The following is an 11857-nucleotide window of genomic DNA, read 5'->3' as shown; positions in this document are numbered from 1 at the left end:
TGAGAGAGCGCTAATTCTAATTTAGGTGGTGATGGATCGGTGGGTAATACCTTAACCTCCCCATTATCATCTACATCTACGATCGCGCTGTCTCCTTCTTTGAGTCGGCCGGAAAGCATTTCCTCAGCAAGTACGTCTTCCAACAATCGCATGATGGCGCGACGGAGAGGCCTTGCACCGTAACTGGGATTGTAGCCTTCTTTTACTAGATGATCCTTGAACCTTTCTGTCACTTGCAAGGTCATACCTTGTTCGGTTAAGCGGCTGAAAAGTTGGCGCAGCATGATGTCTGCAATTTGCTTGACTTCTTCCTTATTCAACTGACGGAAGACGATAATTTCATCGAGCCGGTTGAGAAATTCGGGGCGGAAGTGTTGCTTGAGTTCTTCATTTACTAGGGAGCGAATGCGGGTGTATTGAGCATCTGCTTGGTTTTCTGCGAACTCGAAACCGATACCGCCGCCGCCTTTTTCTATGACTTTAGAACCGATGTTTGAGGTCATAATCAGCAGGGTATTCTTGAAGTCTACGGTGCGACCTTTGGCATCCGTTAAGCGCCCATCTTCTAATATTTGTAAGAGGATATTGAAGACATCGGGGTGAGCTTTTTCGATTTCGTCGAATAAGACTACTGTGTAAGGTTTGCGGCGAACTGCTTCTGTTAGTTGACCGCCTTCGTCGTAGCCCACAAAACCGGGAGGAGAACCGATCAGTTTAGAAACAGTGTGCCGTTCCATAAATTCAGACATATCGAGTCGAATCATGGCTTCTTCGGAACCGAAGAAGTAGGCGGCTAAGGCTTTAGTAAGTTCGGTTTTGCCAACACCAGTGGGGCCGGAGAAGATGAAGCTGGCGATCGGTCGATTGGGGTTTTTCAAGCCGACGCGGGCGCGACGAATGGCGCGAGAAACGGCGCTAACGGCTTCTTCTTGACCGATGAGGCGCTGATGGAGGGTGTCTTCCATGTGCATCAGCAATTCAGATTCGGATTCTGTGAGTTTGCTGACGGGTACGCCTGTCCAAGATGCGACGATGTGGGCGATATCTTCTTCGGTGACGATCGGCAGAGTTGTGACTTCTGGTTTTATGCTGGAGGCGGCTTTGATTTGGCCTTGGAGTTCGAGTTCGCGATCGCGCAATTTTCCAGCTAGTTCAAAGTCTTGATCGCGGACGGCGGTTTCTTTGTCTTTGGTCACTTGTGGCAGTTGTCGCTTGAGTTCTTTGACTTCTGGCGATTGCTGTGAGTTCATGACGCGAACGCGGGAACCTGCTTCGTCGATGAGGTCAATGGCTTTGTCTGGTAGGAAGCGATCGTTGATGTAGCGATCGCTCAGGGTAGCCGCTGCTTCCAAAGCTGCGTCGGAAATTGTCAGTTTGTGGTGTTTCTCGTAGGCTGACCGCAAGCCGTGCAGAATTTCTAGGGTTTCTTCAACGCTGGGTTCCCCTATTTTCACAGGCTGGAAGCGGCGTTCTAAGGCTGCGTCCCGTTCGATGTGTTTGCGATATTCATCGAGGGTGGTTGCGCCGACGCACTGCAATTGACCTCTAGCGAGGGCTGGTTTGAGGATGTTGGCGGCATCCATGCTCCCCTGTACGGCTCCGGCTCCGATTAAGGTGTGGATCTCGTCGATAAACAGGATGATGTTACCAGCGTTGAAGATTTCTTGCATGATGGTTTTGAGGCGTTCTTCAAATTCGCCCCGAAACTTGGTACCTGCAATCATGGCTCCCATGTCTAGGCTGATGACTTGTTTGCCTTCTAGGATTTCGTGAACGCTGTTGTTGGCGATGCGTTGGGCGATACCTTCAGCGATCGCAGTTTTGCCGACTCCGGGTTCGCCTACTAATACGGGATTGTTTTTCGTGCGGCGACCCAGAATTTGGATCACTCGTTCGATTTCTTTCTCCCGTCCCACTACGGGGTCGAGTTTGCCTTCGGTTGCTAGTTTGGTCAGGTTAGTGCCGAACTCTTCTAAGGTTGGGGTTTTGGTATTGCGATCGCGACCACCACCCACCGCTACAGTTTCTCCTGCTGCCCGAATTACTTGGGTGCGGACTTGAGCGCGTTCGATACCCAGTTGTTCTAGAACTTTCGCCGCCACGCCTTCATCGTCTGCGATCAGTCCCAGCAAGATGTGCTCGGTGCCGATATAGTTGTGTCCCAGTTTACGAGCTTCGTTCAGGGATGACTCGAAAATGCGCTTGACGCGAGGTGTAAACGGAATTTCCGATGGGACAAAGCCGGAACCTCTGCCAATGATTTTTTGAATTTCTATCCGCACGTCTTTAATGTTGAGGCCCATTTCCGTGAGGACTTTGGCGGCGATACCAGTACCTTCGCCGATTAGTCCCAGGAGGATTTGCTCAGTACCTACGAAGTTATGACCGAGGCGGCGAGCTTCTTCCTGAGCGAGCATGATCACCTTAACGGCTTGTTCTGTAAAGCTTTCAAACATAGATGTTTCCTATCCTACTGTTTTAGTTAGGGCTGATTTGCCCCTCACGGTTGGCCGGGGCGAGTGCCACAAAAAATAAATAATATTAATTTTTGTGTACTTGCTTTTATTTTAATGTATCGCTGTTAAATGGTAAAGCCAGTGAGGATAGCCGAATAGTTGACGTAGCGATCGCCCTCTTTTGGTTGAGGTCAACTACTTAAAATAAGTAGTAGCATCATCCCTCTCAGTTGAAGATGGAATTGCATTATATCATAAAATCTAACTATTCAACAAAAATATTGAAATCCTCCTGTTAAAACTGCCTTGCAAGGAACTGTCCAAATACCTGTACAAATCCAATCGCTACTTGAATTACAGGCCAACCTACTAAACAAATCAACGCTGCCCAGCGAGTTCTAATATCTAAACCTTGGCGGACTGCCACAATTACAGTTAGCAAACTCCATACAGATAATACTAACTCAATTGCTCGTCCTAATAGCGGAATCAGCGTCAAAAAATTCAGCACTTGCGGCGCATAGGCAAATCCAATCGGAATCAGCAATTCCCTATAGCTAACGTGATTCGGTTTTAGCCACTGAGCTATTTTTGAGATCGTGAAAGTCCAAAAGTAGTAACCAGCGACAACAGCGAAGCCATCAATTAAAAGTGAGATCGCCAGTATTGGCAGAGTTGCCCGATTAATTAATAAGATCGCAGCGCTGCCTAAAACGTGAGACAGGGCTGCTAAAATTACAATCGTTAAAGCGATCCGCTTAGTTCTAGGAGTATCGGCAGCATCTTCGTAAAAATTGACATTTAAACATAAGGCATTCCTAAGAGTTGTGCCTAAACCTTGTGTTGAATCTTTGCCTTTCACGTTAAATTCTTAATGATCGAAGTAGTTGACAACTTTGATACAATACGCCTTAAGACAGCAAATTACAAGCAGATTTGATTAAATGCTGAAGTTAACTGGGTGGATACTAATTTGGCTGCGCGGAGGCAGTTTGAAGCTCTTAGTCATAGCAACTACAATCCTGATAGTATGGGGCATTACTGCTCCAGTGGGAACTCTAGTCTGGTGGCTGGGTCAAAGTGCTGAAACTCTAGGTCTTAAACAGAAAAATCGACTGGAAAGTGGGCGATCTAACTCTGGTAATATAGAAACACCTGCCAACAAGCGTATTCCTAACTCTGGGGTATTAAATTGTTATATTATCTTTCTGCCCGGAGTAGGCGATTTTTCGGCAGACGAATTAACTCCGGGAGAAGAGTTCTTTCTTAAAACTTTAGTTGACGTGCATCCAGAATGCGTTGCTGTTGGCGATATTTTCCCTTACTCAGCAGCCAATAAAAGTTTAGGAGGGCAGCGTTTGTTCGCTCCTGTTTGGCGGTTTGTTGAGCGGGCAAAGGGAAAGATTATTAGTGGAGATTTACTAATTAAAATTCGCAATCTTTGGAGATTTGCAATTTCTCTAGATTATCGCTACGGACAGGTTTATAATCAGGGCATTGCCACAGCAATTATCGAGCGGATGGAGGCTAAACACCCGATCTTAATTTCCCCAAATCAACCTATTAAAATTATTCTAATTGGTACTAGCGGTGGAGCACAAGTGGCGTTAGGTGCAACTCCTTATCTTAAGGAATGGCTTAATGCTAAGATTAGTGTTGTTTCTGTGGGTGGGGTTTTTTCCGGGAAGGTAGGTTTTAATGCTGTCAATCGCGTCTATCATTTACACGGGAATAGAGATATAATTGATGATATTGGCGGGGTTGTTTTCCCGTCGCGATGGCAATGGCTAGTTAACTCTGGATTCAATCAAGCTCGGCAACAAGGGCGTTATGCAGAAATAATTAGTGGGCCTCATAAGCACGATGGCAACCAAGGATATTTTGGGGAAGATCGGGCAGAAAATGGTTTGACTTATGTAGATTTAATCCTGAAAAAAGTTAACAAATTACCAATTTGGTCGGATCGGAAGTCTCCGTAAGATGTGGTTGATTACTCAGGATTTAGATTCGCGATCGCCTATTTTTTACCTATTTTCTAGGATACAACGAGGCAAGAAAACACGCCCTAGCCCCTAACCGCCGAAAGCGGTTGCTTTATCGATCGCCAACAACTCGGTTGCGCCCTTGATTTTTGGCTTGATAAAGCGCCTTGTCAGCTCGTTGAAGTACCAGATCGATCTTTTGATCCTCCAATTGATAGGTAGAGACTCCAATACTAACTGTAATTTTCACCTGTTTTTCTTGAATCGGAAACTCTGTCTTTTCCAGGGTAGCGCGGATACGTTCAGCCACGTCTACGGCAGAATCCAGATTAGTTTCTGGTAGAATTACTACAAATTCTTCTCCCCCAAACCGTCCCCAAAAATCTACTTTTCTTAAAGAATTTTTGACAATCTTTGTCATCCCAATCAGCACTTCATCTCCTACAGAGTGCCCGTAAATATCGTTAATTTGTTTGAAGCGATCTAGATCCAGCATTAATACAGAAAACAAATGATTGTATCGGCAAGCTCGCTCGATCTCTGCCTCACATAAAGTTAACAAATAACGACGGTTCCACACTCCAGTTAATGGATCTGTATTAGCTAAATTTTGTAACTCTTTAGTTAATTGTGCTTGCTCCTGTAACGACTTTTTCAATTGCTCTCGCATATATTTTAACTCTAAGTGCGTTCGCACCCGGACGAGTAGCTCTGCTGTACTAAAGGGTTTGGTAATGTAATCAACTGCTCCTTTTTCAAAGGCTTGGATTAAATGCTCTTGCTCGTGGCTAGCAGTGAGAAAAATGATCGGTATTTCTGCTACATCAGGATTAGCTTTCAGTTGTTCGCAAACTTCCAAGCCATTCATGTGTGGCATCATAAAATCTAATAATATTAGGTCGGGATTGGCAGTTTGAACGCGCTCTAAAGCTTGCTTTCCGCTAGTAGCAAAAGTGGTTTCATAACCTCTTTTTTCTAGAATTAAAGCAATTAATTGCAGATTCTCAGTAACATCATCGACGACTAAAATCAAGCAGTTTTCTGGTTTGAATGATGTCATAATAATTGAAGTCTCACTTCGGGGAATTTTTCTATGGTCTTAGGCAATAGCTCCCAGTTAAAGGTTTCTAGCTGACTTTCTAAGGTCGTCGTATAGTCGAGGAGTGCTTGACATTGGTATTCGTGCGCCCACTCTCTCAAACGTTCCCTAAAGATTTGGATATCTCGCCGTTTCATTGTTTTACACAATTCTAACCAAGTGCTTTCTTCTTCTTGGCGGAGTTTTTCAACTAATTCTGGAAGCTTTGCCAAGGCTTTGGAATTTGCTTGAATTCGCTCGTTTTGGGTAGGATTTATGGGCGCTTCATCAATGGTAAAATAATTAGTTTCCTGGGGTAAAATTTGCTTTAACGCTGAGACAAGTTGGGAACGGCTAACGGGTTTGCGTAAGAATCCTTGGGAGAGAGGACGCACAGTAATTTCGTCCTCTAGTCGCAAAACGGCAGTTACGATCAAAATGGGAATATTTTGAGTTCTTTTGTTTTGTTTCAGCAATTGTATCGCTTGTAGTCCGTCCATGTTCGGCATCCACAAGTCCATTAGAATCGCATCGGGGCAATTTCTTTGCGCGATTTCGATCGCTTCTTGTCCATCTTGTGCAAACAACAGGCGGTGTTTGCTACCTGCAAAATATCCCGCAATCAAATCGAGGTTATATTGAACATCATCCACCACTAGCACAGTTGCAGTTCCCAATTGATTCAAATCTTCATCTAATTTTGAAGGCACAACCGATCGCGTTTCTATTGCTGTAATCGTCAGATTGGGGAAGATAAAAGTAAAGGCACTCCCTTTGCCCAATTCGCTTTCGAGCCTGACTGTACCACCGAGCATTTCTGTAAGACGTTTAGTAATCGCTAAACCTAAACCTGTACCCCCATATTTACGAGTGCTTTGTCCTTCACTTTGTTTAAAGGCTTCAAAAATACTGTGTTGTTGCTCTAAGCAAATGCCAATCCCGGTATCTGCGATGGTAATTTCTATCTGTACTCGATTCGAGCTAGGGGATAGATCTAATTGTGCGCGTACAGATATTTTGACAAATCCTGCCTCTGTAAACTTCAGGGCGTTACCAACTGTGTTGAACAGAATTTGGCGCAGGCGTATGGGGTCAAATAGAATGGCTGTGGGTACGTTTTCATCGATTTCTACTAGGAGAGACAAACTTTTTTTAAGGGCTTTCGGGTCTAAAATTTCTTGAATTTCCCGAACTAGCGATCGCACATCAACTGGTTCGTATTGGAGTTGTAGCTTACCTGCTTCGATTTTGGAAAGATCGAGTATATCATTAATCAGGGCAAGTAACGTTCTGCCACTGGCAGCAATTGAGTTAAGATAGGCACGAGGTTGGGGGTCAGAGATCGATCCTTGTAACAAGTCACTAAAACCTAGAATAGCATTCATGGGGGTGCGAATTTCGTGGCTCATATTGGCAAGAAATTCACTTTTAGCACGGTTGGCCGCAACGGCCGCTTCTTTAGCAGCAGCGAGTTCTACTTCAGTTTGCTTGCGATCGCTAATGTCTTCGGCAATGCCAGTCATCCGTATGATGTTGCCGGCTTCGTCTCTAATCGGAAATCCGCGATCGCGAATCCAGCGGATGGAATTGTCGGGTCGCACAATCCGATATTCTCGATCGTAAATTCCTGTTTTTTGCTGTTCAATATACGCAGCTTCGACTTGTGGGCGATCGTCTGGGTGAATAGTCGCTAACCAATTTAATGGGTTTGAATAGAGGGTTTCACAACTACGTTGCCAAATAATTTCATAAGCAGGGCTCACATAAAGAAGTTGTTGCGTTTGGTTGTCTGTCATCCAGAACACATCCTGAATATTCTCTGCAAACTGACGAAACTTTTCTTCACTCTCGCGCAAAGCTGCTTCTGCTTGTGTGCGATCGGTGATATCTTGATGGACTGCGACCATAACATCGCCATATTCAGGATGCTTAAATACAGAACAAGTTGCACTACACCAAAATGGAGTACCATCTTTCTTGACATTATGAACTTGATATGCAAATTCCCCATTTTGTAAAACAGCAGTGCGAATGGCTTGATTTACCTCTTCGGGCTCTATCTGTTCATTGCCATAGTTCACGATCGCAACGTGCTGACCGTTCATTTCCCCAGCATCATAACCAAACATCTGCTCAAATTTAGGATTTGCATAGATAATTAATCCATTATCGGCTCTTACTAGACAAATGCCTTCCGCCATGCTGCGGGTAATCACAGCCTGAAGTTCTAACGTTTGTTCTGCAAGTTTGCGATCGCTGACATCGAAAATTACCCCCAGCATTTTCAGCGGTTCACCCGCTTCGTTATAGATCCCGCGTCCTTTCCCCACCAGCCAGCGAACTGTACCATCGGGATAGACAACCCGGTATTCAGCTTCATAGTCAGTATGCTGGAATAGCGCATTTGATAACGCCTGTTCGATTCTGTCCAGATCCTCTGGATGAATTGCTTTGCGCCATAGCTGATAAGGATCGCTTGCTTGTTGTGGTTCTACTCCTAGCAAACGAAAATGGTTGTCATTCCAGTTCACTTCATTGGTATGCACGTTCCAGTCCCAAGTGCCGATATGAGTAAAATCCAACGTCAATCGCAGTTGTTCCTCACTTTTGGCTAAAGCAGCTTCGGCGCGTTTGCGATCGGTAATATCTTTAGCCACATAGCAAAATCGGGGATATCCACTGGGACTAAGTTCGATCGGGCAAACACTCACAGAAAGCCATCCTTGCTTTGTCGAAGTCTCATAGAAATGTTCAAATCGAACGGGAGCTTGAATTTGTTGAGATTGTTGGTAATAGGTAGTCCATTGCTCTATAGTGGTTGGTGGCGATCCCAGCGCACTAGCAAACTGATTTTGCATAGCTTCTGGGGTACTCTCAAAAAACTGAGCCGCCGCCCAATTATCGGAAATGTGCAAGATATCTCCGTTATGGAGTTCAACAATACCCATCGGCATTGCACCACTGTTGAAGAAACTCCGCAGCGTTGATTCGCTCTGCTGTAAAGAATTCTCTGCTTCTTTAAGTTTAGTAAGATCGCGCAGGCTAATCAGGACTCCTGAGATCTCTTGTTCTACTGCAAAATAAGGTGTAAAAGTAACGCTCAGAAATTTTTTTCCCCCTGGCAAATGCTCAAACAATTTTTCAAACTGAATAGTTTCTCCCGCTAAAGCTTGCTCTAGCGCAGGACTCAAATTTTCAAACACCTCTTGACCCACAATATCCTTCACTGAATGTCCGATAATTTCGTGAGAAGATTTGTTGTACCAAGACAGGTAAGCTGGATTAGCAATTTGATAAATATAATCGCGGTTAAGAAGTACAATGCCATCGAGGGTGGTAGATACGATTCGCTCATATTGTTGCAGAGATTTTTCTGCCCGTTTGCGATTGGTGATGTCCTCAATCATCGCTATATAGTAAATAGGCTGGCCATCTCGATCGCGAACGATAGAACCTGTTAGCGAAACCCAAATAGTTTCTTGGTTCTTTTTTAAATAACGTTTTTCAATTTTGTAAAACGGTACCTCTCCTTTAAACAATCGCTGTGCTAATTGTACATCTATTTCTAAATCATCGGGATGGGTAATATTGGAGAATGTCAGTGCAAGGAGTTCGGATTCTGTATACCCGATCATCTGGCACAGCATTGGATTAACTTTAATAAACCGATAATCCAAACCAACAATTGCCATGCCAATTGGCCCTTCTTCAAAAACTTTGCGAAAGCGTTCTTCTCGCTCTCTCAGTGATGTTTCAGCAATCTTGCGTTCTGAAATATCGCGCAGAATGGCAGTGTATATTTTTTCTCCATTCAATTCCAGCTTAGAAATAGAAGCTTCAGCCGGGAATACAGTACCATCTTTGCGGCGACCAAAAACTTCATTCCGCTCTTCCATCCTGCGGGTTTTCTCATCAGACTGAGGAACATTAGTAAATTTCTCGCTATAAACAGAGTCAAACCGAGAAGGTAATAACAAAGTCAACGATTTTCCCAATACCTCAGCAGCCGTATAGCCAAAAATCTTTTCTGCTCCTTTATTAAATAGAGTAATTGTTTGAAGATCGTCAACTGAAATAATCGCATCTTTAGCAATATCTAAAATTTTAGATAGCCGTAAACTAGAATAAATTAACGCTTTTTCTGCTTGCTTACTTTTAGTAATATCTGCGTTAATTTTCATGATTCCTTTCGGTTTACCTGCTAAATCCCGTTGCACTGTCCAACGGCTAGCGACAAATATTAATGTACCATCTCCTCTCTGTTGGATAAGTTCGCCTTCCCAACGCCCATATTCAAATAGTTCTTTCTTGATTTCTGTTAAGGGCTTAGGAAAGTTGGTTGACAGCAATTGTGCTAGAGTTTTTCCCAAAGCTTCGGTTTGAGAAAAGCCATACAATACGGCCGCACCGTGATTCCAAAAAGTAATGGCATCGTTCAAATCGACAGTCAGAATGGCATCGTGAGCTAAATCGATTAATTGTGCTTGGTCTTGAAGGATTTTCTCTCGTCTTTCCCGTTCCAAGAGTTCTAGTTGTAAGCGATAGTTTGCTACCTGCAATTCCTGGGTACGCTCTACAACTTTTATTTCTAGATCTTTCTTGGCTGCTTGCAAGGCATTCTCAGCCTGTTTGCGTTGAGTAATATTAGTAAGAATTACAACTGCTCCTCTAAAGTTATTGTCCTGGTCAGCTAGAGGGCGAGCATTTAAGACCAGATTTAAAACTTGTCCATCCCGGCGTTCAAATTCAACCTCAAGCCCCTTATAGGTTTCTCCATGCAGCACGGGTGTAATTGAAAAGGGAACTTTAACCGGGGAATTACGGGCAATATCTGCCGCTGATAAGATTTTTTCCTGGCTTATAACTAAGGAAAAATTGGATTGAAAAAAACTGAAAATTCCCAGTCTATCAAAGGGTTGAAATAGTAGATTTTCTCCCCAGAGTTGTTGGGCAATTGCACTAGCACGAATAATTTGTCCGGTATGGTCACAGACGAGAATTGCTTCTCCCGCCTGCTCTAGAATTAAACGCGCCAGTTTTTCCGAGGCAATAGTCTTTTCATGGCGCTTTTGTTCAGTTAAATCAGTAATTACAAGACAGTTGATCGGGGAGTCATCAAGGATCAGAGGATTGATGGATAGGTAGACAGGAATTTCAACGCCATCGCGGGCGAGCAGAAACATTTCTACAGGATGCCGATCGCCCATTTCTGCTTGTTGAACTCGTGCCTGAAATAGAGGGGTGTCATGGGGGGAAATTAAGAATTGAAAATATGAACCAATCAGCTTCTCTAACGGTTGTTTCAATAAATTGGAAAAACTTTTATTGCAGTACAAAATTAGCCCATCGGTCGAAAGGACTACAGCCCCTTGTTGCATCTCCTCAACTAACAGTCGGTAGGATAGGTCAGCACTCTGGAGGGTAAAAACTTTTCGACCCTGGGCGGTAGAAATAACTAACGCATCTACTTCCCCTTGCTGAATCGCTCGCACGATATCCTCGCTTGCGGTCAGCCGTTCGCGCAAAGATTGAATTTCAGCTAACAGTTCTGTTTTTGATTTATTAGTATCTTCCATTGTAAGTACCAGGGTTAAGAGAGTATTTTATTTAGGTACAATATCTAACCCAAACAACACTTTTTCGGTATCGGACAGATCCCCAATCATACGTTGCAGGGGGAGAGGCAGTTGCTTGATTAAGGTGGGGATGGCAACGATGTTATCTAGGTGCATTTGTTCTGAAGACTGATAAACATCAATCACTTCTAAGTCATATCGTCCTTGTAAATAGGTTTCACAGATAGATTTGATCCGTTGTAGCGCCCTCGTCGAACGGGGAGTTGTGCCGGCAATATATAAGCGGAGACAGTAATGTTGCTGTTCCAGTTCCGCGATTGCTTGTTCAAAATTTGCCATCAAATTATTGTTGTCTTCTTGCAGTAGCTGATTGTCTTCCGGCGGTACTTCATTTACCATTACTATTTCCTCTCAACTGTCTGTGTTCAGAGTGTTTTTTCATTCTTCAACCTTTGCGATATCAAGTCCTACTAAAACTTTTTCCTGATTAGATAAATCCCCAATGATTTGCCGAATCGGTTGCGGCAGTTTTCGCACTAGGGTTGGAATTGCCAGAATTTGATCTTGCTTCGCTAACTCCGGGTTCTGTAATAAATCAATAACTTCAATTCGATATTGAGCGTGGAGGTATTCTTCACAGAGCTTTTTCAGGTTAGCAAAGGCTCTCACTGATTTGGGAGTCTGGCCGGCAATGTACAGTCGCAGTTCCCATCTCTCTAATTTAGGTGAATTCAGTTCGCTATGTTGATTCATAATGGCTATTTC

Annotated in this window: 7 protein-coding genes; 1 reads left to right on the top strand and 6 read right to left on the bottom strand. The window is 43.9% G+C overall.

Going from position 1 to position 11857, the window contains the following annotated elements; translation table 11 throughout:
* The coding region (locus OSCI_RS02980) for an ATP-dependent Clp protease ATP-binding subunit (RefSeq protein WP_039961643.1) at nucleotides 1-2456 on the bottom strand (2456 nt) is incomplete at its 3' end.
* A 295-nt stretch (nucleotides 2457-2751) separates the two neighbouring features.
* Nucleotides 2752-3318, bottom strand: coding sequence for a YIP1 family protein (locus OSCI_RS02975; RefSeq protein WP_007353375.1), 567 nt, complete (start codon nucleotides 3316-3318; stop codon nucleotides 2752-2754).
* Between the two features lie 82 nt (nucleotides 3319-3400).
* Here OSCI_RS02975 and OSCI_RS02970 point away from each other — a divergent pair, with 82 nt between their 5' ends.
* Nucleotides 3401-4435 carry a hypothetical protein gene (locus tag OSCI_RS02970; RefSeq protein WP_007353374.1) on the top strand — a complete coding sequence of 345 codons (1035 nt, stop codon included), beginning with the start codon at nucleotides 3401-3403 and terminating at the stop codon, nucleotides 4433-4435.
* Nucleotides 4436-4550: 115 nt separating this feature from the next.
* Here the strand turns inward: OSCI_RS02970 and OSCI_RS02965 are convergent, their stop codons facing one another.
* Genes OSCI_RS02965 through OSCI_RS02950 form a run of 4 tightly spaced genes read right to left on the bottom strand, consistent with a single transcriptional unit; the run spans nucleotide 4551 to nucleotide 11845 of the window.
* Complete coding sequence (locus OSCI_RS02965; protein ID WP_007353373.1) at nucleotides 4551-5498, bottom strand: diguanylate cyclase; 948 nt, start codon at nucleotides 5496-5498, stop codon at nucleotides 4551-4553.
* Entirely contained in the window at nucleotides 5495-11092 is a 5598-nt protein-coding gene (locus OSCI_RS02960) for a PAS domain S-box protein (RefSeq protein WP_007353372.1), read from the bottom strand. Before OSCI_RS02960 ends, OSCI_RS02965 begins: the two co-directional genes overlap by 4 nt.
* Nucleotides 11093-11119: 27 nt before the next feature.
* Nucleotides 11120-11491 carry a circadian clock KaiB family protein gene (locus tag OSCI_RS02955; RefSeq protein WP_007353371.1) on the bottom strand — a complete coding sequence of 124 codons (372 nt, stop codon included), beginning with the start codon at nucleotides 11489-11491 and terminating at the stop codon, nucleotides 11120-11122.
* 39 nt (nucleotides 11492-11530) lie between these two features.
* The gene (locus OSCI_RS02950; RefSeq protein WP_007353370.1) at nucleotides 11531-11845 is read right to left on the bottom strand and encodes a circadian clock KaiB family protein; all 315 of its coding nucleotides are present in this window, start codon (nucleotides 11843-11845) and stop codon (nucleotides 11531-11533) included.
* Between the last annotated feature and the right edge of the window lie 12 nt (nucleotides 11846-11857).

This window comes from Kamptonema sp. PCC 6506 (genome assembly GCF_000180455.1).
In the GTDB taxonomy this organism is placed as follows: domain Bacteria; phylum Cyanobacteriota; class Cyanobacteriia; order Cyanobacteriales; family Microcoleaceae; genus Kamptonema; species Kamptonema formosum.
This window is presented reverse-complemented; position numbering and strand designations above follow the sequence as displayed.

Bases quoted from the DNA above. Each gene is read 5' to 3' on its own strand.
- OSCI_RS02970 (WP_007353374.1), top strand. From the start codon at position 3,401: ATGCTGAAGTTAACTGGGTGGATACTAATTTGGCTGCGCGGAGGCAGT.
- OSCI_RS02965 (WP_007353373.1), bottom strand. From the start codon at position 5,498: ATGACATCATTCAAACCAGAAAACTGCTTGATTTTAGTCGTCGATGAT.
- OSCI_RS02960 (WP_007353372.1), bottom strand. From the start codon at position 11,092: ATGGAAGATACTAATAAATCAAAAACAGAACTGTTAGCTGAAATTCAA.
- OSCI_RS02955 (WP_007353371.1), bottom strand. From the start codon at position 11,491: ATGGTAAATGAAGTACCGCCGGAAGACAATCAGCTACTGCAAGAAGAC.
- OSCI_RS02950 (WP_007353370.1), bottom strand. From the start codon at position 11,845: ATGAATCAACATAGCGAACTGAATTCACCTAAATTAGAGAGATGGGAA.